Origin of the sequence: Aeromonas sp. SG16 (assembly GCF_024436135.1) — a bacterium.
GTDB classification, from domain to species: Bacteria; Pseudomonadota; Gammaproteobacteria; order Enterobacterales; family Aeromonadaceae; genus Aeromonas; species Aeromonas jandaei.
Genome location: NZ_JANFNW010000001.1, coordinates 1177178 through 1201819, shown reverse-complemented (window position 1 = coordinate 1201819; position 24642 = coordinate 1177178). Strand labels below are relative to the sequence as shown.

26 protein-coding genes and 1 riboswitch are annotated in these 24642 nt (G+C 56.2%); of the genes, 21 read left to right on the top strand and 5 right to left on the bottom strand.

Annotated elements, in window-relative coordinates; all coding sequences use genetic code 11:
- Positions 1-520: 520 nt before the first annotated feature.
- The 5 genes from NOM67_RS05395 (at position 521) to NOM67_RS05375 (ending at position 6479) form a co-directional block, all read left to right on the top strand.
- Positions 521-2461 (top strand): bifunctional diguanylate cyclase/phosphodiesterase, encoded by a 1941-nt coding sequence (locus NOM67_RS05395; RefSeq protein ID WP_156852996.1) that lies wholly within the window; start codon positions 521-523, stop codon positions 2459-2461.
- A gap of 153 nt (positions 2462-2614) precedes the next feature.
- Complete coding sequence (locus NOM67_RS05390; protein ID WP_156852593.1) at positions 2615-4180, top strand: AbgT family transporter; 1566 nt, start codon at positions 2615-2617, stop codon at positions 4178-4180.
- A 71-nt stretch (positions 4181-4251) separates the two neighbouring features.
- Complete coding sequence (gene nfsA, locus NOM67_RS05385; protein WP_182925633.1) at positions 4252-4977, top strand: oxygen-insensitive NADPH nitroreductase; 726 nt, start codon at positions 4252-4254, stop codon at positions 4975-4977.
- 189 nt (positions 4978-5166) lie between these two features.
- Positions 5167-5931, top strand: a complete 765-nt coding sequence (locus tag NOM67_RS05380) for a hypothetical protein (RefSeq protein ID WP_041207454.1) — start codon at positions 5167-5169, stop codon at positions 5929-5931.
- Positions 5925-6479, top strand: a complete 555-nt coding sequence (locus tag NOM67_RS05375; protein ID WP_198037940.1) for a VOC family protein — start codon at positions 5925-5927, stop codon at positions 6477-6479. Before NOM67_RS05380 ends, NOM67_RS05375 begins: the two co-directional genes overlap by 7 nt.
- Positions 6480-6543: 64 nt before the next feature.
- Here NOM67_RS05375 and NOM67_RS05370 read toward each other — a convergent pair whose 3' ends face one another.
- On the bottom strand, positions 6544-7758 hold the full coding sequence (locus NOM67_RS05370) for an MFS transporter (protein WP_156852595.1): 1215 nt from the start codon (positions 7756-7758) through the stop codon (positions 6544-6546).
- A gap of 95 nt (positions 7759-7853) precedes the next feature.
- Here NOM67_RS05370 and NOM67_RS05365 point away from each other — a divergent pair, with 95 nt between their 5' ends.
- Positions 7854-8729, top strand: a complete 876-nt coding sequence (locus NOM67_RS05365; RefSeq protein ID WP_156852596.1) for a LysR family transcriptional regulator — start codon at positions 7854-7856, stop codon at positions 8727-8729.
- A gap of 76 nt (positions 8730-8805) precedes the next feature.
- Positions 8806-9750 (top strand): LysR substrate-binding domain-containing protein, encoded by a 945-nt coding sequence (locus NOM67_RS05360; RefSeq protein WP_156852597.1) that lies wholly within the window; start codon positions 8806-8808, stop codon positions 9748-9750.
- 93 nt (positions 9751-9843) lie between these two features.
- On the opposite strand, the gene ribA is transcribed toward NOM67_RS05360, so the two are convergent.
- The gene (gene ribA / locus NOM67_RS05355; RefSeq protein WP_156852598.1) at positions 9844-10437 is read right to left on the bottom strand and encodes a GTP cyclohydrolase II; all 594 of its coding nucleotides are present in this window, start codon (positions 10435-10437) and stop codon (positions 9844-9846) included.
- Between the two features lie 258 nt (positions 10438-10695).
- Here ribA and cmk point away from each other — a divergent pair, with 258 nt between their 5' ends.
- From cmk to pyrF, 6 genes are all read left to right on the top strand, one after another.
- Positions 10696-11388 carry a (d)CMP kinase gene (gene cmk / locus NOM67_RS05350; protein ID WP_139396082.1) on the top strand — a complete coding sequence of 231 codons (693 nt, stop codon included), beginning with the start codon at positions 10696-10698 and terminating at the stop codon, positions 11386-11388.
- 95 nt (positions 11389-11483) lie between these two features.
- Positions 11484-13154: a 30S ribosomal protein S1 gene (gene rpsA / locus NOM67_RS05345; protein ID WP_005299919.1), complete on the top strand. Its 1671-nt coding sequence runs from the start codon at positions 11484-11486 to the stop codon at positions 13152-13154.
- Positions 13155-13246: 92 nt separating this feature from the next.
- Entirely contained in the window at positions 13247-13531 is a 285-nt protein-coding gene (ihfB, locus tag NOM67_RS05340; RefSeq protein WP_005299934.1) for an integration host factor subunit beta, read from the top strand.
- 157 nt (positions 13532-13688) lie between these two features.
- Positions 13689-13973, top strand: a complete 285-nt coding sequence (locus NOM67_RS05335; protein ID WP_156852599.1) for a LapA family protein — start codon at positions 13689-13691, stop codon at positions 13971-13973.
- 9 nt (positions 13974-13982) lie between these two features.
- A complete protein-coding gene (gene lapB, locus NOM67_RS05330) occupies positions 13983-15149 on the top strand; it encodes a lipopolysaccharide assembly protein LapB (RefSeq protein WP_041207462.1) in 1167 nt (388 codons plus the stop codon).
- 18 nt (positions 15150-15167) lie between these two features.
- Positions 15168-15869, top strand: a complete 702-nt coding sequence (gene pyrF, locus NOM67_RS05325; RefSeq protein ID WP_041207463.1) for an orotidine-5'-phosphate decarboxylase — start codon at positions 15168-15170, stop codon at positions 15867-15869.
- On the opposite strand, the gene rrtA is transcribed toward pyrF, so the two are convergent.
- Positions 15844-16437, bottom strand: coding sequence for a rhombosortase (rrtA, locus tag NOM67_RS05320; protein WP_198037941.1), 594 nt, complete (start codon positions 16435-16437; stop codon positions 15844-15846). The two genes, pyrF and rrtA, sit on opposite strands and share 26 nt — an antisense overlap.
- Between rrtA and NOM67_RS05315 the strand changes: the two genes are divergently transcribed.
- From NOM67_RS05315 to NOM67_RS05295, 5 genes are all read left to right on the top strand, one after another.
- Complete coding sequence (locus tag NOM67_RS05315) at positions 16436-17059, top strand: tRNA-uridine aminocarboxypropyltransferase (protein ID WP_156852600.1); 624 nt, start codon at positions 16436-16438, stop codon at positions 17057-17059. The genes rrtA and NOM67_RS05315 overlap by 2 nt on opposite strands.
- Positions 17060-17079: 20 nt before the next feature.
- Positions 17080-17787 carry a 7-cyano-7-deazaguanine synthase QueC gene (gene queC, locus NOM67_RS05310; protein ID WP_156852601.1) on the top strand — a complete coding sequence of 236 codons (708 nt, stop codon included), beginning with the start codon at positions 17080-17082 and terminating at the stop codon, positions 17785-17787.
- 61 nt (positions 17788-17848) lie between these two features.
- Positions 17849-18520, top strand: a complete 672-nt coding sequence (gene queE / locus NOM67_RS05305; protein WP_255934429.1) for a 7-carboxy-7-deazaguanine synthase QueE — start codon at positions 17849-17851, stop codon at positions 18518-18520.
- Between the two features lies 1 nt (position 18521).
- The gene (locus tag NOM67_RS05300; protein ID WP_255934427.1) at positions 18522-18752 is read left to right on the top strand and encodes a DUF3820 family protein; all 231 of its coding nucleotides are present in this window, start codon (positions 18522-18524) and stop codon (positions 18750-18752) included.
- Positions 18749-19312 carry a cob(I)yrinic acid a,c-diamide adenosyltransferase gene (locus NOM67_RS05295; RefSeq protein WP_156852604.1) on the top strand — a complete coding sequence of 188 codons (564 nt, stop codon included), beginning with the start codon at positions 18749-18751 and terminating at the stop codon, positions 19310-19312. The genes NOM67_RS05300 and NOM67_RS05295 overlap by 4 nt, the downstream gene beginning before the upstream one ends.
- A 68-nt stretch (positions 19313-19380) precedes the next feature.
- Here the strand turns inward: NOM67_RS05295 and NOM67_RS05290 are convergent, their stop codons facing one another.
- On the bottom strand, positions 19381-19785 hold the full coding sequence (locus NOM67_RS05290) for an H-NS family nucleoid-associated regulatory protein (protein ID WP_033114565.1): 405 nt from the start codon (positions 19783-19785) through the stop codon (positions 19381-19383).
- A 302-nt stretch (positions 19786-20087) separates the two neighbouring features.
- Positions 20088-20259, top strand: a riboswitch (Lysine riboswitch).
- A gap of 88 nt (positions 20260-20347) precedes the next feature.
- Between NOM67_RS05290 and NOM67_RS05285 the strand changes: the two genes are divergently transcribed.
- Both NOM67_RS05285 and NOM67_RS05280 read left to right on the top strand, forming a co-directional pair.
- Positions 20348-21928: a Na+/H+ antiporter NhaC family protein gene (locus tag NOM67_RS05285; RefSeq protein WP_033114566.1), complete on the top strand. Its 1581-nt coding sequence runs from the start codon at positions 20348-20350 to the stop codon at positions 21926-21928.
- 91 nt (positions 21929-22019) lie between these two features.
- A complete protein-coding gene (locus NOM67_RS05280; protein WP_041207468.1) occupies positions 22020-22601 on the top strand; it encodes a thymidine kinase in 582 nt (193 codons plus the stop codon).
- A 65-nt stretch (positions 22602-22666) separates the two neighbouring features.
- Here the strand turns inward: NOM67_RS05280 and NOM67_RS05275 are convergent, their stop codons facing one another.
- On the bottom strand, positions 22667-24004 hold the full coding sequence (locus NOM67_RS05275; RefSeq protein ID WP_255934418.1) for a flavohemoglobin expression-modulating QEGLA motif protein: 1338 nt from the start codon (positions 24002-24004) through the stop codon (positions 22667-22669).
- A gap of 188 nt (positions 24005-24192) precedes the next feature.
- On the opposite strand from NOM67_RS05275, the gene NOM67_RS05270 reads away from it, so the two are divergent.
- On the top strand, positions 24193-24618 hold the full coding sequence (locus NOM67_RS05270) for a YbjN domain-containing protein (RefSeq protein ID WP_033114573.1): 426 nt from the start codon (positions 24193-24195) through the stop codon (positions 24616-24618).
- Positions 24619-24642 lie beyond the last annotated feature (24 nt).

The window sequence follows — 24642 nt, the reverse complement described above, 5'->3', positions numbered from 1 at the left end:
GTCTCTTTTCAAGCATCACCTGAATTTATGAACCGACATTTTACCATTCTTGCTTCATTTTTGAACATGCTGGCGTCTTTTTGTCTGTTTAACCATCCGCTTGGTTAATTAATGAAAGTTTTATCGCAGAGTAGAGCGAGAGTTATTGTTTTTGATTAGTTTATTGATAGTAAAGATATTGTATTGAATTGAAAAATTGACCTATATGGTCTCGAGTGAGCAACTCTTAGTGCTTGTTTTATCTGAGAAAAAAAGATAAAAATCGAGCAGACAATGTTTTTTGACAGAGTGAGCTTCGGATTGCGTCATTGCCGGTAATTCAAGATATGCAGCTCTGTCGTCGATATATGAAATGGTTTTCCTGCTCTTGACCAGGTTAGTGAGATACGAGTCGAGAGATATTTGCATCTTGCATTCTGCCTGTAGCAGCTTGCGTGATCCGTTTTCCGGTGGCCAGTGACCCTTCCGCATGAATGACATTAACCAGATGAATACGCTTGATGAACGGTTACTGAAAACCATGGACGTGCTGCATACACCGATCTGGGTGTATGACATCGAGCATCACCATATTTTCTGGGCAAACCGTGCCGCACTCTTGGTGTGGGAGGCGGCCTCTCTCGACGAGTTGTGTGCGCGGGATTTTTCTGCCGATATGGCAACCGCCATCGATCTGCTGTTGCAGCGTTATCTCGGCGATTTTCAGCTGGGGCGCAGCTACAACGAGTGGTGGACCCTCTCGCCAAAGGGGATAAAAAAGCAGATTTATCTGCGTCTTTCCGGGGTGCAGATCGCGGGGCGTTTGATGATGATGACCGAGGCGGTGCTCGACTCGGATACCCTCTATCAGGAATCTTCTCTGGCGACTGGCGATACCCTGGCCTGTCTGTTTGACAGCAAAGGGGCGTTCGAGAGTGGCAATTACCACTTTGAGATGTGCTTTGGTCACCGGATCACCCAGCTCTCCCAGGTTTTTGCCAACAAGGATGGCGGCTTTTACCAGAAGCTGTCCCGTCTTGATGAGGTGGTGACCGAGGGAGAGTGCCGTACCCTCAAGGGGATGCGCTGGTTCCAGTATCAGTTCCGTTATATCCAGCAAGGGGCGCGGATCCTGCTCACAATGCGGGATATCACCGATCGCAAACTCGAAGAGCTGGAGCATCGCCACCTTGCCTGGCACGACTCGTTGACCGGATTGCTCAACCGCTATGGCTTGATGAAATCCCTCGAGGCTTATTGCGGCCTGGGTGAGCGTTTCGCGCTGGTCTTCATGGATCTGGATAACTTCAAGCTGGTCAACGACAACTACGGCCACAAGGCGGGCGATCGCCTGCTGGAGCGGGTCGCCGGTCGCCTCAAGCAGATTTGCCCGCGAGATGTGGAGTTGGCGCGCCTTGGTGGAGACGAGTTTACTGCGCTGGTACCGCTTGGCAGCAACGGTGAAAGGGCTCAGGAAATCGCCGATCAGATGCTCTCCCAGATGACGCGCCCGCTGCAACTGAGCGGCCTGCCGGAAGTGACCATTGGCGGCAGTATCGGTATTGCCATCTATCCCGATGACGCGGATGACGGTGACAACCTGATCACCCGGGCCGATATGGCCATGTATCAGGCCAAGCAGATGGGACGGTTGCGCTGGCAGCGTTTTACTCCCAGCATGCAGCAGACCCTGCAGCGCAAGTTGAACCTCAAGCAGTTCCTGGCCAAGGCAATTGGCCGACAGGAGCTGAGTCTCTGTTACCAGCCGCAGGTGGATACAGCAAAAGGCTCGCTGATTGGCTACGAAGCGCTGCTGCGCTGGTACAACCCGATACTGGGTCATGTCTCGCCTGTGGAGTTTATTCCGCTGGCCGAGGAGATGGGTCTGATCCGCGAGATCGGCAGCTGGGTGCTTGGCACCGCACTGGCTCAGGTGGCGCAGTGGGAAAAGCAGTTTGGCAAGCGAGTGCCTGTTTCGGTGAACCTCTCCGGTTTCCAGCTCTCTTCCTCGTTGCCGGTGCAGGTGCGTCAGCAGCTTGAGCTGTATGGCGTTGAGGCATCGCTCCTGACTCTGGAGCTGACCGAAACCGTATTGATGCTCGATATGAAGGGGTGTCTCGGTATTCTGGATGCCTTGAGCGATCAGGGAATCAATATCGCCATCGACGACTTCGGCACTGGCTACTCGTCACTGGCCTACCTTAATCGGCTGCCTATCGACACCATCAAGCTGGATCGCTCCTTTGTGGTCGGGCTCAATCTACCGGTGATCCGGGCGACAGCCGCCATGGCCACCAGCCTTGGTCTCGGCATCATGGCCGAAGGGGTAGAGGAGCCACATGAGCTTGATGCACTGCAGACTCAGGGGTGCCATGTGTTCCAGGGCTATCTCTTCAGCAAGCCGCTGACGGTGGCGCAAGTCGAGGAGAGCCGCTTTGTGGTCGAGTGTCCGGTAGGGCGTTATCCACTGGTCAGCATTTGAATGGCAGGATAGCGAATGTGCGTCAGGCCACAATTTGGCATTTTATATTGATTTAATTAATCAGAATTAATCAATTCTTTGCAGTGCGTCATAGGTGTGAACGCTAAGGATTGCTAGCATGCGGCCTCTTTTTAGGGAAGGAGTACCGCAATAATGAGTCATGCTGCAACCAAGGCCCATCCGGCCAGCCCACCCAGTGGCTGGCTGAACCGTTTCCTCAATGGTGTCGAGAAAGCTGGGAACAAGTTACCCGACCCCGCCATGCTGTTTCTCTACGCCCTGCTGATCGTCTGGGTCGGCTCCTGGGTGTTGTCCCAATTCCAGTTTGATCTGGTCAATCCCCGTACTGGCGAAGCGGTAGTGGTCAACAACCTGCTGACTGGCGCCGGTCTGGCCGAGTTTCTCTCCACCATGGTCACGACCTTTACCGGCTTTGCCCCGTTAGGCATCGTGCTGGTGGCCATGCTGGGGGTAGGGGTGGCAGAGCAATCAGGTTTCATCAATACCGGCCTGAAAAAGTTGCTGAAAGTGACCCCGGCCCGTTTCCTCACCCCCATGTTGATCCTGGTGGCCATCGTCAGTCATACCGCAGCGGATGCGGGTTATGTGCTGGTGATCCCCATCGGTGGCATCATCTTCCACGCCGCAGGTCGTCATCCGCTGGCGGGTATCGCTGCCGCGTTTGCCGGTGTTTCAGGCGGTTTTGCCGCCAACTTCCTGCCATCCGGTGGCGATGCCTTGCTGCAGGGCTTTACCCAGTCTGCTGCCCAGATCCTTGACCCGGAGTACATGGTCAATACCCTGTGCAACATCATCTTTACCGGTGCATCCTCCCTGTTGATCATCTGCGTCGGCTGGTTTGTCACCGAGAAGGTGGTAGAGCCCCGTCTCAAGCATGTCGCGCTCAACGACGATCTGGAGAGTGCCGACGAGATGGGCCGCTACACCGCTCAGGAGAGCCGAGCTTTCAACTGGGCCGGTTTTGCCATGCTGGCTGCCATCGTGCTGCTGGCGCTGGCGCTCTCCCCGAGCGATTCACCGCTGCGTGCTGCCGATGGTTCGCTGACCACTTTTGCCGCCCCCGTGATGAAATCCATCGTGCCGCTCATCTTCCTGCTCTTTATCCTGCCCGGGATTGTCTACGGCTTCGTGGCGGGCAACTTCAAGAGTGGCAAGGATGTGATCGACGCCATGTCGGCCACCATGAACAAGATGGGCTCCTACATGGTGATGGCCTTCTTCTGCGCGCTCTTTATCAAGGCGTTTGGCGATTCCAATCTGGGCACCCTGCTGGCCCTTTCCGGTGCCGAGGTGCTCCATGCACTGGCGCTGCCCGGTGAAATCACTATTGTCGGGATGATCCTGCTGACCGCGACCGTCAATCTGGTGGTGGGGTCGGCATCCGCCAAGTGGGCGCTGATCAGCCCCATTCTGGTGCCGATGCTGATGGCTGTCGGGATCTCCCCCGAGCTGACCCAGGCGGCATACCGTGTCGGTGATTCCGCTTCCAATATCATCACCCCGTTGATGGTCTTCTTCCCGCTGGTGGTGGTCTATTGCCAGCAGTATGTGAAGAGCACCGGGATCGGCACTCTGGTCTCCATGATGCTGCCTTACTCGCTGGCCTTCCTGGTAAGCTGGACCATCTTCCTGCTGCTCTACTGGGCGCTTGGCTTCCCGCTCGGGTTGCAAGCACCCTATGTCTATCCGGCCCCCTGAACGGGGTATGCGAGGGAGCCTTGGGCTCCCTCGTTTTTTTCGCTATGGTGTTACCTCACTCTGGAGGTGCCATGAATCAGACCATCGATCTTATCCTTTCCCATCGTTCCATTCGTCAGTTCACTGCAGAGCCCATCAGCTCGCAGCAGCTGGACGCCATTCTGGCCGCCGCCCAGTCGGCATCGACCTCAAGTTTTCTGCAGGTGACCAGCATCATTCGGGTGACCGGGCCTGAAGCGCGCAAGCAGTTGGCACAGCTTGCGGGCAATCAACCCTATGTTGAACAAGCGGCGGAGTTTCTGGTGTTTTGCGCCGATTACCACCGCCACAGCCAGATAGTGCCAGATGCCCAGACCGGCTATGCAGAGCAGTTGCTGATCGGTGCCATCGACGGTGCCATCATGGGGCAAAATGCCCTGCTGGCGGCACAGTCGCTGGGGCTGGGTGGGGTTTATATCGGTGGTCTGCGCAACCATCCGGCCGAGGTGAGCGAGCTGCTGGGCTTGCCTGATCGGGTGATCCCGCTCTTTGGCCTCTGCCTCGGTCATCCTGCCCAGCAGCCTGAGCAGAAGCCCCGTTTGCCACGGGCACTGGTTGTGCATCAGGAGTGCTATCAGCGCGAGCTGGATCGCGACTTGCTGGCTCACTACGATCAGCAGATTGAGGCCTACTATCAGGCTCGCAGCAGCAACAACAAGCAGCAGACCTGGAGCGGCCAGATCCGTGCCATCCTGACCAAGGAGTCCCGTCCTTTTATGCTGGGCTTCCTGCAATCCCGAGGCTTTAACCTCAAGTAATGAGCCTGATGGGCGATACTAAAAGGGAGCGTACATCTTGTGCGCTCCCTTTTGATCCTGCCATCTCCCCGGGAGCTGCCGCCCAGCTTGGTGACAAATCGTGGGCAAGGGGGGATCTGCAGGCTACCTTAAGTGGGTAAGCTGTTGTAGGATCACGCAATTGGATTGGGACAGGGGTTTGAACATCCTATGATTTTAACTTTGGTATTGCTGTCTATTGGCGCACTCCTGTTTTTGGTTATCGCCTATAACGTGGTGCAGCAATATAAGCAGAAAGCTGAGTCGGACAAGCGCCACGCGGTTGCCAGACACAAAACGGTGGCTGACGAGACCGAAGAGGTGCTGCTGAACGTCAATCTGGTGCCCTTTTCCAAAAACATGGTGCTGCTGATGCAACACCGCATTCTGGATGCCTATCGCGCCATTGCCCAGGTGATGCCAAACAGCCAGATCAAGCAGCGCATCGTTGATGTGCAGACCCAGATCAAGAATGTGCAGGAGAACTACAGCGCGCAGGATGAGGGGCACTTCAAGACGCCCGAGTCCGATCGTCAGGCTATCCAGATGCTGCAGCTGGTCAAGAAGATGCGGGCCGTGCTGCGGGTCGAGCACAACAAGGGCAAGATTGATCCGCAAGGGTTTGCCCAGGAAGATCGCCGCCTCGAGCTGATGCAGCTCAAGATCAACATCTCGAATCTGGTCAAACGGGCGATGGACGCCCGCATTCAGGGCCAATACGGCACTTGCCGCCAGCTCTACACCAAAGGGCTCTCCGCCATGGCTAGCGTAGTGGACAAGGATCCCTATCTGCTGGCTCGAGAAGAGGATATGCGGCAGGGGCTCAAGGAGCTCGAAGAGCTGCAGCAGCAAAACAGCGCGCAGGATCTGCAAAACATCAAGGACAAGGAAGCCGACGAGCTCGATGTCCTGTTTCAACCCAAGAAGAAATGGTAAGCATGTCTCACCCACTCGATTCTACTCTGGGGCCGATGGCCCCTTTTGTTGCCCGGTTGTTGGCTGAATTGGCCAAATGTGGCCTCTCTTTCACTGAACCTCACATCGACCACCTCTGCTATCGTGCCGCCACCTTGCCCGAATATCAGCACCTCAACGAGCTGCTGACGGGGGCAGGGGAGTTGTTGGTGGAGGGGATGATTGGTGGCCGCCCCATCGCTACTTATCAGCTGCATCAGCCAGTACAGGTCGGAGCGGTACGCGTTCCCTGCATCGAGCTGGCGGCGCCCAAACCGGGCCGCACTCATCAGGCCGGGCTTGAGCATATCGAGCTGGTGGTACCTTCCCTTCAGGCGCTGGTGGAGCGCCATCCCGAGCTTCCCTTTAAAACCGGCAACATGCTGGATAGTCGCAATCCCGATGTGGCGCTGATGTTACCCTCCGGACAGATCAAGTTTCACCTGCGCCCGCTGGCGGAGGTGATCGCCGAAGAGGTGGCCACTGGCGCCGTGGTGGCGGTACCTGATGACTATTTCGAGACCCACTAAGGGCTTGGAAGATTGATCTCGCTAGAAGAGAGGGGCACCCGGGTGTCCCTCTCTTTTTCTTTGTTTACGCAAAGTGGTGAGGCGTCAGCCCATGCTCGCCGCGTTGTTTCAGGCGGCCGAGCCAGATACCAAGGCCTGCGGTCAGGAGCAGCACCAGCTCGATCCCCAGCACCAGTCCGCCCAGTCCGCCCTTTTCCCAGAAGGGGTGGAGGTAGAGCCCGCCCAGACTGGCTCCAAGGTAGTAGGCCACCAGATAGAGGGAGGAGGCGAGCGCCCGGTTGTGCTCGACATGGTGGCCGACCCAGGCGCTGGCACAAGCGTGCGCCATGAAAAAACCGAAGCTCGAGATGAGCAGGCCGCTCAAAATGGCGGGCAGAGTGCCTTGCAGCAAGCAGAGGCTACCGAGCGCCATGAGGGCAATGCCGCCAAGCAACATGCGCTGTGCTCCCCAGCGATTGGCGCAGCGACCGCTGAGAGAAGAGGCGACCGTACCCGAGAGATAGGTGAGAAAGAGCATGCCGAGCCACTGGGTCGGCAGGGAGAAGGGGGGCTTGGCCAGCAAAAAGGTGAGATAACTGAACTGGTTCAAAAAGACCATGAAGTTGAGTCCGCCAATCAGATAGGCCCCCACCAGCAGCGGGTTGGTCAGATGACCGTGCAGGGCGCGGGCAAACTGGCCCGGAGCCGGATTGACGGGAACAAAACGAGCCTGTTTTGGCAGGAGCCAGAAGACCAGCGGCAAGAGCGACAGGCTGATCACCCCGACCCCGAGGAAGGTGTGCTGCCAGTCGCCAAACCAGCCGGCCAACAGCCCGCCCACCACGCGTCCTGCGATCCCGCCAAGGGAGTTGGCTGCGATATAGACCCCGACCGCCGAGAGCAGTGCCCGCTTGCTGAACTCCTCGCCCATATAGGCGATAGCTGTTGCCGGCAGGCCCGCCAGCAGCGCGCCTTGCAGCACGCGCAGTATGAGCAGGGTGCGAAACTGTTCGACGAGAGGGATCAGCAGGGAGAGCAGGATGGCCAAAGTGAGGGTTCCCAGCATGATCTGGCGACGGCCATGGCGATCCGCCAGTCGGGCACAGAGCAGCAGGGAGGTAGCCAGCCCAGCAGTACAACCGGCCAGCGTCCAGCTGGCGGCGAGCGAGTTGACCGAGAAGACCTGAGCCAGCAGCGGGAGCAGGGGATGGGTTTGATAGAGATTGAGAAAGACCAGAAAGGATCCCAGGCTGAGCGCCAGGGTGGCGCGTATCCATTCACGACTACCGGCTTCGATCATTGCATATCATCCTGACCATTTTTCATCAGGGTAAGGTACGCCTAGATATAAATATAATATATTTAAGTTATCCATCTCATAAGATGAATTGATACATGGACCTGAAACAACTCACCTATCTGCTGGCGGTCAGGGATGCCGGCTCTTTTACCCGGGCGGCCAACAGCCTGCATGTGGCCCAGCCCGCCATCAGCATGGCCATTGCCAAGCTGGAGCAGCAGCTCGAGCTGCGTCTGTTCGACCGTCAGGACAGGGCGGTACGGCTGACGCCGGAGGGGGAGGTACTCTGTCGCCACGCCGAGCGTCTGTTGTTGCAGATGCACCAGGCTGAGGCCGAGATGGCTGAGCTCAAGGGGCTGGAGCGGGGGGAGGTGCGTATCGGGATCCCCTACATGATGGGCTCTTACTACTTTCCTTCGCGCCTGATGGCTTTCAAACACCGCTATCCCGGACTCAAGATCCGGGTGGAGGAGGCGGGCACCCGGGAGCTGCTGAGCCGGATGGTGGATGGCACTCTGGATCTCGCCATCCTGATCACCAGTGATCTGCCCCCGGCCATTGAAGGGGCCCATCTGCTGAGCGAAGAGATGCTGATGGTGGTGGGGGAGGATCATCCGCTGCGCGGTGCAGCATCCGTCACGCTCGCCCAGTTTTTTACTCAGGAGTTGGCACTGTTCCGGCGTGGCTTTTACCACCGGGAGCACATGGAGGCGCTGGCACAGAAGCTGGGGGTTGAGCCCGACATCGCCTTCGAGAGCAACCTGATCCCCCTGCTCAAGGCGGTGGTGCGTCAGGGTTTTGCCGTGACCACCTTTTTGCGGATGGTGCTGGAGGAGGAGCCGGATTTGTGCGGCGTGCCTTTCGAACCGCCGATTTTTCTCGATCTCTGCGTAGCGTGGCGACGGGGTGATCCGCTCTCCATGGCCAACCGTGCCCTGCGCGATTTCTTGCTCAAAGATCGCACAGTCTGATGGGGCCGGGCCGTGTCGACAGTGGGCTGGCAAAAGTTGATTACTATTAGTGGTGTCTCCGCCAGAGGATTACGCCATGAAGCTGCAGCAACTGCGTTATATCGTCGAAGTGGCGAATCACGGCCTTAATCTGTCGGCGACAGCCGAGAGCCTCTATACCTCCCAGCCCGGGATCAGCAAGCAGGTACGAATGCTGGAAGATGAGCTTGGCATCCAGATCTTCGAGCGAAGCGGCAAGCATCTGACCCGGATCACCCCGATCGGTCAGGAGGTGATCAAGGTCGCGACCGACGTGCTGGAGAAGGTGGCAACCATCAAGACGATGGCGAGGGCTCATATCCACCCGGAACAGGGACAGCTCACCGTCGCCGCGACCCATCTGCAAGCCCGCTATATCCTGCCCGACCTTATCAAGGGATTTACCGCCCGTTTTCCCAAGGTGACGCTCACCCTGATGCAGGGAGATGCAGCAACATGTTGCAGTGCCCTGCAAAGCGGTAGCGCTCACCTGATGTTGCTTGATGATATCGAAGATCATCACGACGAGGGGTTGCTGATCCTGCCGAGCTTTTGCTGGCAGCGGGGTCTGGTGGTGCCGGCTGGCCATCCTGTGGCGGCACGCTTGCCGAGTTCATTGGCTGACTTGGGCAATGTGCCGCTGATCAGCGACGGAAGATCATTGGCACCCACGTCAGCCCATGAGGAGCATCGCATTGTCTGTCTGGCCAGTGACAGCGACGTGCTCAAAACCTATGTCAGGCAGGGGATGGGGTTTGGCATCATGGCAATGCTGGCCCGGGAAACGGGTCGCGATGATGATTTGGTGGTGAAGGCACTGTCCGATCTGCCGGCCGGTATGGCGGCAATTGGACTGCGCAGAGGGGCATTTGTACCGGCTTATCTTTATGATTTCATTGCGCGGCTTGTACCGACGCTCAGCCATGAGCGGCTTGATGAGTATCTTGCCGCACCTAATCAGCGGGAGTGGCAGGCGCTGCTGGCCACCTTGCCCGAGCGCTGAGAAGCCTGTAGTCCAAATACCTGGAGTACAAATAAAAAACGCCTCCGCAGGGAGGCGTTTTTTATTGCCGGTCAGCATCACTGTCAGCCAACATCACTTTTTCAACATGTGATCCAGTTTGCTGGCCTTGGTCGAGAGGTAGAATTCGTTGTGGGGATTGCGCCCTTCCTGCAGGGGAACTCGCTCGGCCACCGGAATGCCAAAGGATTCCATCGCCTTCATCTTGCGCGGGTTGTTGGTCATCAGCTTGAGGGATTGTACCTCCAGCTGTTTGAGCATGTCGGCACAAATGGTGTAGTCGCGCATGTCGGCGGCAAAGCCGAGCGCTACGTTGGCCTCAACGGTATCGGCGCCCTGATCTTGCAGGTGATAGGCGCGGATCTTGTTCAAAAGGCCGATACCGCGGCCCTCCTGACGGACATACAACAGCACGCCTCGGCCCGCCTTTGCGATGTTCTCCAATGCGGCCTGCAGCTGGAAACCGCAATCACAGCGCAAGCTGAACAGAGCATCACCGGTCAGACATTCGGAGTGAATACGCCCGAGAACGGGTTCGGCGCTAGTGATATCGCCCATCACCAGGGCTGCGTGATCCTTGCCTGTGCCGGTTTCCTGAAAACCTACCAGCGTGAAGGTGCCCCAAGGGGTTGGCAACTTGGATTTGGCCACTAGGGTAACGCTGCTCATAGGTTGCTCCTTACTACAACTGCTCAGAAAAAGGGGCCCAGTTTAGCGCGCCTTCAGGATGACGACCATAAGAACAAGTCCCTGCATTGATTAATGAAATAGTGAAGCAAATCAACAGATGGCGTCGTTGGTATCCCTATTTTCCCCTTTTGCGCAAATCTGGTGACAGATAACTGCCAGCGCCGGCACATTCGGGTATAATCGGCGCCCATTAACTCGCTCCAAGGAGCGGGAGCAACATTGTGCAGGAGAGAAGTTATGCCTCAGATGGCCCCCGTAATGACAATTGATGGCCCAAGTGGTGCGGGCAAGGGTACCTTGTGCCAGTTGCTGGCAGAAAAGCTGGGTTGGCACCTGCTCGACTCCGGCGCCATCTATCGGGTGTTGTCACTGGCTGCCCTGCATCATGATGTCGAGCTCGATTCCGAAGCCGCGCTGGTGCCGCTGGCCGCCAATCTGGATGTGCAGTTTCAGGTGGAAGGTGAGCTAGTCAAGGTGATTCTGGAGGGGGAGGACGTCTCCCGTACCATCCGGACCGAGCAGGTCGGCAACGCCGCCAGTAAAATCGCGGCATTCCCGCGCGTGCGTGAAGCGCTGCTGCGCCGTCAGCGGGCATTTCGTCAGGCTCCTGGCTTGATTGCCGATGGCCGTGATATGGGCACCGTGGTTTTTCCTGAAGCCGAAGTGAAGATTTTCCTCGACGCAAGTGCTGAAGAACGGGCCCAGCGCCGCTATAAGCAGTTGCAAGATAAGGGCTTTGATGTTAACTTTGAGTGTCTTTTAACCGAGATCCGTGAGCGTGACGATCGCGATAGAAATCGCGCCGTTGCCCCCCTGAAACCGGCAGAAGATGCTCTCGTGGTGGATTCAACCACCATGACCATAGAAGAGGTACTGGCAACAGTGCTCGCCTATGCAGAGCAACAACTCGGAGATGCCAGCGCAAGCTGACATCCGGTCGTCTGCACCATGGATGGCGCAGATTATTAAAAACAACCCCGCTTGTGCTGGATGACAAGTGGATGTTTCATTTGTGACATAAACTAATGATCGAATCTTTTGCTCAACTCTTTGAAGAGTCCCTGAACGCCGTTGAAACCCGTCAAGGTTCCATCGTCAAGGGTACTGTCGTTGCTATCGAGAACGGTTTCGTACTGGTTGACGCCGGTCTGAAATCCGAGTCCGCTATCCCGGCTGAAGAATTCAAGAACGCCATGGGCGAGCTGGAAATCAACGTAGGTGACTCCGTTGACGTTGCTCTGGACTCTATCGAAGATGGTTTCGGCGAAACCAAGCTGTCCCGCGAAAAAGCCAAGCGCCACGAAGCTTGGCTGCAGCTTGAAAAAGCTTACGAAGAGCAAGCTACCGTTATCGGTATCATCAACGGCAAGGTCAAGGGTGGTTTCACCGTTGAACTGAACGGCATCCGTGCCTTCCTGCCGGGTTCTCTGGTTGACGTGCGTCCGATCCGTGACACCGCTCACCTGGAAAACAAAGAACTCGAGTTCAAAGTCATCAAGCTGGACCAGAAGCGCAACAACGTTGTTGTTTCCCGTCGCGCAGTGATCGAAACCGAGAACACCTCCGAGCGTGAAAGCCTGCTGGCTAACCTGCAAGAAGGTCAAGAAGTTAAGGGTATCGTCAAGAACCTGACCGACTACGGTGCATTCGTAGATCTGGGCGGTGTTGACGGCCTGCTGCACATCACCGACATGGCGTGGAAGCGCGTTAAGCATCCTTCCGAAATCGTCAACGTTGGCGACGAGATCGCTGTCAAGGTTCTGAAGTTCGACCGCGAGCGTACCCGTGTATCTCTGGGTCTGAAGCAACTGGGCGAAGATCCGTGGGTTGCTATCGCCAAGCGTTACCCGGAGACCACCCGTCTGTCTGGCCGCGTGACCAACCTGACCGACTACGGCTGCTTCGTTGAAATCGAAGAAGGCGTTGAAGGCCTGGTACACGTATCCGAGATGGATTGGACCAACAAGAACATCCACCCGTCCAAAGTTGTTAACGTTGGCGACGTGGTTGACGTGATGGTTCTGGACATCGACGAAGAGCGTCGTCGTATCTCCCTGGGTCTGAAGCAGTGCAAATCCAACCCGTGGCAGCTGTTTGCCGAAACTCACGCCAAAGGCGACCGTGTTTCCGGTAAGATCAAGTCTATCACTGACTTCGGTATCTTCATCGGTCTGGACGGCGGCATCGACGGTCTGGTTCACCTGTCTGACATCTCCTGGAACAACCAGGGTGAAGAAGCAGTTCGTGAATTCAAGAAAGGCGACGAGATCGAAGCCGTTGTTCTGCAAGTTGACCCGGAGCGTGAGCGCATCTCCTTGGGCGTCAAGCAGATCGAAGAAGACCCGTTCAATAAGTACCTGTCTGACAACAAGAAAGGTGCTATTGTGAAGGGTAAGGTTACCGAGGTTGATGCCAAAGGTGCCGTTATCGAACTGGCTGACGGCGTAGAAGGCTACCTGCGTGCCTCCGACGCTGCTCGTGACCGCGTAGAAGACGCCACTCTGGTGCTGTCTGTTGGTGACGAAGTTGAAGCTAAATTCATGGGCGTTGATCGTAAGAACCGCACCGTAAGCCTGTCTGTCCGTGCTAAGGACGAAGCTGACGAGCGCGTTGCTATCGATAACCTGAACCAGCAAGAAGAAGTTGTGTTCAGCAATGCTATGGCTGAAGCGTTCAAAGCCGCCAAGGGTGAGTAATCCTTGATGCAAGAAAAGGGCGGCATTGCGCCGCCCTTTTTTATCCTGGCAAAATGATTATTGCATGTGATCGGGGAAGGAGATTTAACGTTATGACCAAATCAGATCTCATCGAACAACTGGCAGCCAGCCGCATGCATATGCCGGCCAAGGATGTCGAAGCCGCCATCAAGGAGATCCTTGAGCAGATGGCGTCGACCTTGCAAAACGGCGACCGGATTGAAATCCGCGGATTCGGCAGTTTTTCACTGCACTATCGTGCCCCTCGTGTGGGCCGTAACCCCAAAACAGGGGACAAGGTTGAACTGACCGGGAAATATGTCCCGCACTTCAAGCCTGGCAAAGAGTTGCGCGAGCGCGTCAACATCATCGAATAATGCGAAAATGGGCATACCTCGGGTATGCCTTTTTTGTTTTTGGCACACAAATCGTGCCAACCATCTTGTTTATCAAACTCTTTTCCCATTCACTCTAGAGTCTGCCTGTGATTTTAAGGATAATCAGCCTCTCATTAGATACTGACAGGGAGCTCTTATGAAGCGTGTTTTGGCCCTCATTCCGCTGGTGCTGGTGTTTGTCCTCACCTTGGCGTTAGGCTCACAAAATGGCCAACTGGTTCAGTTCAATTACCTGATTGCTCAGGGCGAATTCTCCCTCGCCATGTTGCTGGGATTCTTTTTTGCAGGTGGTTTCATGCTGGGCTGGCTGGTATTCGGCCTGCTTTTCCTGCGCTTGAAGCTGAAAAACCGCACCCTCAACCGCACCATGCGTCGTCAAACCCGCGAGTTGGAGCTGGCCCGTTCAGCGGGTAAGGAATAATGTTCCTCAATGCTTGAACTGCTTTTCCTGCTGCTGCCCATTGCCGCCGGTTATGGCTGGTACATGGGGCGCAGGAGTGTTCGCCAGGACACCCAGAAACAGAGTAACCAGTTTTCCCGCCAATATGTGGCGGGCCTCAACTATTTGCTGTCCGATGAATCCGACAAGGCGGTGGATCTCTTTATCCAGTTGCTGGAAGTGGACAGTGAAACCATCGAAACCCATCTCTCTCTCGGCAATCTGTTTCGCCAGCGTGGGGAGGTAGACAGGGCCATCAAGATCCACCAGAACCTGGTCACCCGTCAGTTGACTCGCGAGCAGCGCCAGCTTGCGCTGCAGGAGTTGGCCCGCGACTTTCTTGCCGCTGGCTTGCTGGACCGGGCCGAAGCGCTCTGGAACGAGCTGTGCGAAGACAGTGACTTCGAAGAGACGGCGCTGGCCCAGCTGTTGATCATCCATCAGCAACTGCGTGACTGGGACAATGCCATCTCGGTGGCGGTTCGCCTGCAAAAGTATCAAGGCAAGAAGCTGGCCGAACCTATCTCCCACTTTTATTGCGAGCAGGCTGAAAGCGCGCTGCGTGACGGCGACAAGTCCACTGCGCTTGCCAAGTTCAAGCGAGCGCTCAGCGTCAATTCAGGCTGTGCCCGTGCCAGTCTGCGTCTGGCTGAGCTGGCAATGGAAGAGGGGGAGTATGAACAGGCAAGCAAGGAGCTGCTGCGGGTATTTGAGCAGGACATCGATTTTGCCTCGGAAGCGATGCCCAAGCTGCTTGAGTGTTATCAGCAATTGGGGCGTACTCACACCCTGATACCGCTGCTCGAGAAAGCGGTTGAAGAGCACGCCGGTGTGACGGTTACGCTGGCTCTGGCCCAACTGGTCGAAGAGCGCGATGGCTTGAGTCAGGCTCGCGCCCTAGTGCTGCGCCAGTTGCGTCGTCACCCCTCCATGAAAGGGTTTTACCAGCTGGTCGGCTTTCAGCTGGCCAGTGCAGAGGAGGGGCCCGCCAAGGAGAGTCTCGAGCTGTTGCAGCAGCTGGTTGGCGAACAGATCAAAATCAAATCAACCCACAAGTGTCGGCAGTGCGGCTTTGCCACTCACTCGTTGTTCTGGCAGTGTCCATCCTGCCGGCAGTGGGGTTCCATCAAGCCGATCCGTGGTCTGGACGGTGAATAACCATCAATAGGAAGTGAGATGCTCGATCCAAAAGTACTGGTAGCGCTGGATTATCAGAACGAAGCTGATGCCTTGGCGTTCATTGAACGTATTTCTCCGGCCGAGTGCCGTCTCAAGGTTGGCAAGGAGATGTTTACCCTGTTTGGCCCGCAGTTTGTACGCCAGCTGGTTGCCAAGGGATTTGATGTCTTTCTGGATCTGAAATTTCACGATATTCCCAATACCGTCGCCAAGGCGGTAGCCGCCAGTGCCGAGCTCGGCGTCTGGATGGTCAACGTGCATGCCAGTGGTGGCGAGCGAATGATGCGGGCAGCCGTCGATGCGCTGCAGCCTTATGGCGACAAGGCGCCACTGCTGATTGGGGTGACCGTGCTGACCAGCATGGAACAATCCGACATGGCGCCGCTGGGCCTTGATGTGACCCCTGCCGAGCAGGTGATCCGGCTAGCCAGGCTGACCAAAGAGTCTGGGCTTGACGGTGTGGTTTGCTCGGCCAACGAAGCGCGCGAGCTGAAGGCGTTGCTGGGCGCTGATTTCAAGCTGGTGACCCCGGGGATCCGTCCAAGCGGCTCAGAAGCAGGTGATCAGCGCCGCGTGATGACGCCAAAAGCCGCTGTGGATGCGGGGGCCGACTATCTGGTAGTTGGCCGTCCCATCACTCAGGCTGCGGATCCTGCAGCCATGCTGGCAGCCATCAATCGCGAGCTGGCGGGGGCGTAATCCCTGCCGTCACCGAGACCGGGTGCAGGCCGAGTAGCAGGCCTGCACCTGCACCAATCAGATGAGATTCTATGTGGACTCTGGCACCGATCAGGGTCGATATCGGACTTTCGCCCGCATTGTAGAAATCCATTGCCAGCTTGAGCCCCACACCAGCCAGCAACAGCCAGCCCGATGTACGGCGACCATGGCGGATATCCTGCATGGCTCCCCAGACAAACAGTCCGTGCAGTGAGCCCGACAGCCCCATATACCACTGGGTGTGCGGGCACCAGAACCAGATCCCGAGCCCCACGGCACTCCAGAGCAGCAGCATCAGGAGTGGCAGCCGGTTATTGCCCAGGTAGTCGCGAAACAGGCAGTAGAGGATAATTAAACCTGCCAGATTGAGCAGCAGATGCCACCGATTGGTATGAGCCAGATTGCCTGTTATGATCCGCCACCCTTCACCGTGAGCAATCTCTGTCCGGTCGAAGGAGAGCTGGAGATCCGGCACGGTAAAAAAGAGCAGCAAGCTGGTGAGAGAGAGCGTGATAACCCAGAGCAATCCAGATTTTTCTGACGACATGAAACAGCCCAACGACAATAACAGTCGATACTGTACACGCTGTACCCGAGCCCTCAAAGCGTGCCTGTGCGAATATATCGTGCCACTTGAAAACCGTACGCCTCTCTACATTCTTCAACATCCCTATGAAGTGGCCCACCCAAAGGGCACGGCAGCACTGCTGGCTGCCTCGCTGCAACAGGCAGAGATCCGGGTCGGGGAGGATTTTTCCCGCGATACGTGGCTCAACGAACTGCTTGCCGACCCCTCTTTGCGCTGTTATCTGCTCTGGCCGGATGAAGAGGCCATTTCACCTGCTGAGCTCAGAGAGCAGATGGCGAGCATCTCACCAGGTGCGACTGCCATAGCGTTTATTCTGCTCGATGGCACCTGGCGCAAAGCCTTTCGGATGTTGCAGAGCAACCCGGCACTGGCCCGCTTGCCGCGGATCGGGCTTGGCGCCATCGCAGGGCAATATGCGATTCGTAAAAAGCCGTTTCCTGAAGCCCTCTCGACCATAGAGGCGGGCTACCATCTGTTATCTCAATGGGAGGGCGAGCCAGAACGCTATGTCCCCCTGCTTACCCTTTTCGAGCGGCTCAATACCCAGTGGCAAGCCTTTGCCGAGGGGCGCCGGACATGACATTGCAAGGAGTTCTCCGTATGAAAAAAGCAGTTGTGGTATTTAGTGGCGGTCAGGACAGCACTACCTGTCTGGTGCAGGCGCTGGCCAATTATGACGAAGTTCATGCGATCACATTCGACTATGGCCAGCGTCATCGGGAAGAGATCGATACTGCCCGCCATCTGGTGCAACTGCTGGGTGTCACTGCTCACAAGGTGATGGATGTGACCTTGCTCAACGAGCTGGCGATCTCGGCACTGACGCGTGACGATATCCCGGTGAGCTGTGATCTGCAGGATAATGGCCTGCCCAATACCTTCGTGCCGGGCCGCAATATCCTGTTTCTCACGCTGGCCTCTATCTATGCCTATCAGGTCGGTGCCGAAGCGGTGATCACCGGGGTATGCGAGACCGATTTTTCCGGTTATCCCGACTGCCGCGACGAGTTCGTGAAGGCGCTCAATCAGGCGGTCTCCCTGGGGCTGGATCGCGGCATCCGTTTTGAAACACCGCTGATGTGGCTAGACAAGGCCGAAACCTGGGCGCTGGCGGATCACTATGGCCATCTCGATACGGTGCGCCAGCAGACGCTGACCTGCTACAACGGCATCGCTGGCGATGGCTGTGGCACCTGTCCCGCATGTAATCTGCGTAGCCGCGGATTGCATGGCTATCTGGCAGACAAAGCGGGGATCATGGCCAAAATGCGTGAGAAAACCGGGCTGGGTGAGAAAAGCGGAGCATGAGCCTGCCTCTGGCTGATGATTGGGGTATAATCCGCGGCTTTTGCAACAAGCTGTGACCAAGATGCACTACCCAATCAACGAGATATTCCAGACCATCCAGGGGGAGGGGATCTTTACCGGCCTGCCCGCCATCTTTGTTCGCCTGCAAGGGTGCCCGGTGGGCTGCCCCTGGTGCGATACCCGACATACTTGGGTGGTCGATCCTGCTCGTGAAGTGGGCAGAGAGCATGTGCTGGATCGCTCCAACGAGTCAGATTGCTGGAGCCAGCTCACTACCGAGCAGATCCTTGCCAGCTTTGTCGAGCTTGGCTATCAGGCGCGTCATGTGGTGATAACCGGTGGCGAGCCCTGTCTCTACGATCTGACCGAGCTCTCGTCAGCGCTGTTGGCCGCGGGTTATCAGGTTCAGATTGAAACCAGTGGTACCAGCGAAATCAACACTCATGAGCAGACCTGGGTCACGGTATCACCCAAGATCGGCATGAAAGGCGGGTTGCCGGTGCTGGTCTCTGCACTTGAGCGGGCCAACGAGATCAAGCATCCGGTGGCAACAGAACATCATATCGAAGAGCTTGATGCTCTGCTGATTACCGCAAACCTGCGTCCGGATGTTGTTATCGCATTGCAGCCTATCAGTCAGAAACCACGAGCCACCCAGCTCGCGATGGCAACCTGTATTGCCCGTAATTGGCGACTCTCTATTCAGACCCATAAATATCTGGATATCGATTAATATGGAGTGGTTATCCGATGAGCAGGTACAGCTTACCCTGAGCCATAAAATGCCTTACGGCAAATATCAGGGGCGGCGTATCATCGATATTCCGGAGCCTTATCTGGTGTGGATGGCCCGCAGTGGTTTTCCGGCGGGTAAACTGGGCCAGACATTGGCTCTTGCATACGAGATCAAGCTCAACGGGTTGGAGTCGATGATTATTCCCATTATTAACAGGATGTCTGAATGAGAATATATACCCGGCAGGGTGACAAGGGGATGACCCGGTTGGCAGATGGTACCCGTTTGGCCAAGGATCATTTGCGGGTAGAAACCTATGGCTATATTGACGAGCTCAACTCTCATATAGGTCTGCTGATTTGCGAGATCCCCCAGCAAGAAGCCGCTTTATTGGCGGATCTGCAGTTGTTGCAGCAAGAGTTATTTGATCTTGGGGGCGAGCTGGCATTTTCCAGTGCAGCCCAAAATGAGTCAATCTGGCAAGTCAATGAGAGCTGGATTGTCAGACTGGAACAACAGATCGACAGCTACAGCGAACATTTGCCGCCGTTGCGCCAGTTTATTCTGCCTGGCGGCTCCCGTGCGGCGGCGCAGGCCCATGTGGTGCGGACGCTAGTTCGTCACTGCGAGCGCCTGCTGTTGACCCTGAGTCGCGAAGAGTGCGTCAATCCCGATGCGCTGGCCTATCTCAACCGGATGAGCGACTGGTTCTTTACCATTGCCCGCTATCTTGTCTGCCGGTCAGAGGGACAAGAAGTATTCTGGGTCAAAGCCACTGATCGCAGATAAACATTCCGAACGTAGCCAATAAAAAACCTCGCAATAGCGAGGTTTTTTATTGGTATCTATCACTGAAATCAGATAGCGAAATCTTCCAGTGATTTACCTGCTTCAACTGCTTTGGCAATAGCAGAAGGCATACGACCCTGACCGGTCCAGGTTTTCTCTACACCGTTATCATCATAACGATATTTGGCAGGGCGAGGGGCGCGCTTGGCTTTTTCTGCCTTGGCTGGAGTAGCTGCAACAGCGCTGACCAGCTCTGCAGGATCAATACCGGCAGCTTTCAGCATTTCGGTGTATTCATTGATTTTACGCAGATGCTCTTCACGAGCCTGACGCTCAGCGGCTTCATCCTGCTGACGTTCGGCAACGATTGCTGAGAGTTTTTCCAGCGCTTCTTCCAACTGCTCCAGAGAGAGTTCACGGCAGGTGGCACGCAGACTGCGGATATTAAGCAGCACTTTCAAAAATTCATTCATAGGATTGTCCACGTCAAGTCAGAAGGAAATATTATGTTCATCCTGATTTTTACGTGTCACTTTAAATAAGTCAAGAAGGGCAAAAATAATAAATAGAAGATAAATCGTCATCACGAGAGATTATATTCGGCATTCAATCATATTAATGGATGCTTATGAGGCTTTAATTGGTTAAATGTGTCGCAAAAAGAAGCGAAGCTGCATCAATTGACTACCTTTTGGGGTGCCAACGTCATACATCATGATTATTTAATCAAAAAACTTGCTATAAGCTGCCAGCTGGATAAAATGTCTCTCGAATACCTTTAAGTAGAGGCGCGCTGCCTATGACTACTTGTGCGGAGGGTGATGCCGATGATGCACAAGGAAAGGAGTCAGCGCCGAAGTGGCCAGGCCATCATACCGGGCTGCTGGTTCTGCATCTAATAGGTGCAGGACTGCCATAGTCATCCACTATGGAGCGCTACCTGAAGGGGCTGAGGAGTATAACCTCCCCATAGGTTTTGTTTCTTTAGATCCTCTCGGTAGATCTCCACCTGTTTTCTTTAGGTGAAAAGAGATCATGGACATTAGTCATTTTGCCGACTCCGGTTGGTCCGTACTTCCTCCGTTATTGGCTGTTGCCCTGGCGATCCTGACCCGCCGCGTGCTGCTGTCGCTTGGCGTCGGTATTTTAACCGGCAGTCTGTTGCTCAATCAGTTTTCCCCCCTCGACTCCCTGCAATATCTGCTGGGGACCGTGCTGAAGATTTTCTGGGTTGATGGCGCACTCAACCGTGACAACATCAACATGCTGCTCTTTATGCTGCTGCTTGGCGGTCTCATCAGTCTGATGAGCGTATCCGGTGCAACCCGTGCCTTTGCCGAGTGGGCCGCCAAGCGTGCCAAGACCCGCAAAGGGGCCAAGACCCTCACCGGCATGATGGTGTTTGCCTTCTTTATCGATGACTTCTTCCATAGCTTGTCGGTGGGTGCTATCTGCCGTCCGGTGACCGACCGCTTCCAGATCTCCCGTGCCAAGCTGGCTTATCTGCTGGACTCCACCGCGGCGCCAGTCTGCGTATTGATGCCGATCTCTTCCTGGGGCGCTTATATCATCGCGCTGGTTGGTGGCATCATGGCGGCGCACGGTCTGACCGATCAGAGCCCCATCTCTGCGTTCGTCGAGATGATCCCGATGAACCTCTACGCCGTCTTCACTCTGATCATGGTGTTGGTCGTCATCGCGTTTCAGCTCGATATCGGCCCGATGCGTCAACACGAGCAGTGGGCGCTGGAAGGCAAGCTGTGGGATGAATCCAAAGGTCGTCCCATCGGGCTGGATATGGAGAGCCCGGAGGAGAGCAATGGCGGCATGATCGACATGGTGTTGCCGATCCTGACTCTGACTGCCGCTACCGTCTATTTCATGATTGACTCGGGCGCCGCAGCACTGAGCGAAAAAGGGCTGCCATTTAGCGTGCTCGGTTCGTTTGAAAACACCAATGTGGGCTCTTCGCTGGTCTATGGCGCGATCTGCAGTCTGGTGGTCTCCATCGGTCTGGCGATGCGTCTGAAGCTCGGCGCCAAGAACTGGATCAAGGCCGCCCCGCAAGGTGTCATGGCCATGTTGCCGGCCATCAATATCCTGCTGTTTGCATGGACAATCGGTGCCGTAGTGCGCGATGTGGAGACCGGCAAGTACTTGGCATCTCTGGCCAACGGCAATCTGCCGATTGAGGTGCTGCCGGCCGTGGTCTTTATCCTCTCCTGTGCCATGGCGTTTGCCACCGGTACCAGCTGGGGTACCTTCGGCATCATGCTGCCGCTGGCCGGTGACATGGCTGCGGCGAGCGATATCAGCCTGATGCTACCGATGCTGGCTGCGGTTTTGGCAGGTTCGGTGTTCGGGGATCACAGCTCTCCCATCTCCAGTACCAGCATCCTCTCTGCGACGGGGGCAGGTTGCCATCACATCGACCACGTGATGACCCAGCTCCCCTATGCGCTGGCCATCGCCTTCGGTGCCGCTCTCGGCTATCTGGTGATGGGGTTGATGCACTCCGGTTTTGCCGGTTTCAGTGTCAGCGCCCTCTGGTTTGTGCTCTTTACCAGTTACCACCTGAAAAAGGCCAAAGCGCAGCCAGCGCTCGCGACGGCATAACATTAATAGAGCAAGGGGCCCACGGGCCCCTTGGTTTTGGCGGGGGCTTTGGTTAGCATGCGCCCCATAAATTCAGTTTCGGAACAGTATCATGGCTTCACTGCACTACAAGTTTGCCACCATGAATTCAGGCAAATCGACCCAGCTCATTCAGGCACACTTCAACTATCTGGAGCGGGGGATGCACCCGCTGGCCATGACCCCTGCCATCGACGATCGTTTCGGTGTCGGCGTGATCAGTGCCCGGGTGGGTCTCGAGCTGAGAGTGGAAGTGTTCAGCGATACCTGCGATCTGTTCGAGATGGTCAAAGAGCGCCATGCCAACAAGCACATCGATGTCTTTATCGTGGATGAGGCTCAGTTCCTGACCAAGGAGCAGGTCTATCAGCTGGCCCGTATCGTTGACGAGCAGGATATTCCGGTGATCGCCTACGGCCTAAAGACCGATTTTCGTGGTGAGCTGTTTCCCGGCTCCTACCATCTGCTCTGTCTGGCCGACAAATTCGAAGAGCTGAAGAGCATCTGCTGGTGTGGCAACAAGGCGCATATGAACTCCCGGGTCAATGAAGCTGGGCAGGTGATGCGCGATGGCGAGCAGGTGGAGATCGGTGGTAACGATCGCTATGTATCGCTCTGCCGCAAACACTATCTGGAGGGGCGGGCGTTCAAATAACCCGCGTTTGGACATATGAATAAAAAGGGGCGCCAATCTGGCGCCCCTTTTTCTCTATTTGCCGTTCAGTCGATCTCGATATCGACGGGGGCAATGATGGGATCAGCCACTGGCAGGCGGTGAAACAGCTGACGAAAGTGCTGCTGTACTCGGCCGATATCGACCAGCGACATGCCGGAGGCAAAGCCAAACCAGACATAGAGGCCGGTGAGATCGCGAAACATCGGCGGCAGGTAGCGGGGCGCGGCGATCAATCCCTCCAGATAGTGCTGATAGATCACCGGAATATCGTCCAGTGTCACCTTGCCGACAAACAGCATCGGCAGGATCTCGGGCACTCCTTCCAGCACGGCGCTGCGGATGAAGTTGACTGTCTCCACATAACCCCGCACATAGGAGAGATCTTTGGTAAAGCAGGCGCCCCCTTCGACCATGCCGCCGCGAAATACCCGCTGGGTGATCTTGTAGGCATCGTGCTCGCTGGTGCCCTGTCCCACAAAGTGCTGAAACACCTCGATAAAGTCGGCTCCATGCTCGGCCATGTCGATGGCCATCACCCGATCGGAGATGCGCTTGGCCCGATCCGGGAAGGAGCTAAAGGTGAGGGTCTCTATCAGGACGGCCAACCCCTCCTGACAGGCGGTAATACGCGGCGAACCTGCGCTCAGCCAGGTAGCGTAGGGCTGCTGGCGGCCGTTTAGGGTGGTGCCCACATGTACCCACCCCTCATGCACTTCAAGCACCTGCAAGTCGAGTTCGGAGAAGCGGGCGTGGGAGTTGAGCTTGATGTAGTCGCCGCCGGCCGCTGCGTCCGACACGATGCCATCGCTCAGCTTGACCTGCACTGTGCCGTCACTGAAATAGCTCGACAGCTTGCCCTGCAATTTGGCCACCGCCGCTTCCCCCTCGAACTCTTTGGGGTAGGGGCGTACCAGATGGCGGGCGCCGGGCAGGGAGAAGATATCGCACAGGCGAGCACCCAGCTCCTTGAGGGTCTTGCGATCGCCGCGCAGATGATCGCTGGCCGAGCCGTAGAGCAGCTGGCTGTAGCGCTGAAAATCGGACTGGCCGCGCTGGCGCAGCATCTCGATCACCACCATGTACTGATCGACCGTCTCTTGCAGGATGAGCCCCAGATCATCTTGTGGTCCCAGTTTTCTGCGGATCCTGTCTCGCAGCTCCTTGAGTTCGAGATATTTGTTGCGAGGCTCAAAGCCAAGAGGGAGGGACTCGTAGAAGTGGCGGTCGATGGCAGGCAGGGTGCGCCCCCCATCGGCCAGAAAGCGCTCCTGGGTCTGTCGTGGCCACTTGATGGCATCCAGAATGCGAATCGGTTTTTGCAGGGCGAGCAGCTCATCCGAGAGGGATTTCAGATGGAGGCGATACTTTTCTTGGATGGTCATGGGGCCCCCTGTGGGGCAAGCGTAGCCGTGGATTGGGCTGAGTATATGCATAGCGCTTGCCAAAAAGAAGCAAGCTGCGCGGTTATTGGGCTGGCGTGCTTTTGGTTGCCGGAAAATTGGTTTAGACTGCGCCCCTCGATCCCAATCTTGTCGTGGAAATAATGAATATCCCCAGCTCCGAAATGATCATGCGTTGGTTGCAACAGGCTCGTATCGAGCACTACGTTTGCGATCAGTGCCATGGTATCCACATTGTCTCCTTGCAGTCGGTCGATGGCATTCAGGAGAGCCGGATCTTCGTGGAAGAGGAAGGTCTGCTGTTCTCATCCGAGCTGGAAGTGCGTCCTTCGGCCCTGTTGCCGCTGGTGGCTGAACTCGGTCGCTTCAATATGCAGTACCCCTCGCTCAAGGTATTCCTCGATATCATCGACGACAACTTGCCGCGTCTGGTCATTGGCCACACCGTGTTTACCAAGGCGGGCCTGAGTGTCGAGCAGTTCCTGCTGTTTGTGCAGAGCACCATTGCCGCGACCCATGAAGTGGTTTCCGAATGCGAACGTTTGGGCTTCCTCAACCTGCCTGAAATGCAGGTTGCGCCGGAATCTGTACATTAATTCCGCGAACGATCTGTTTTGCCA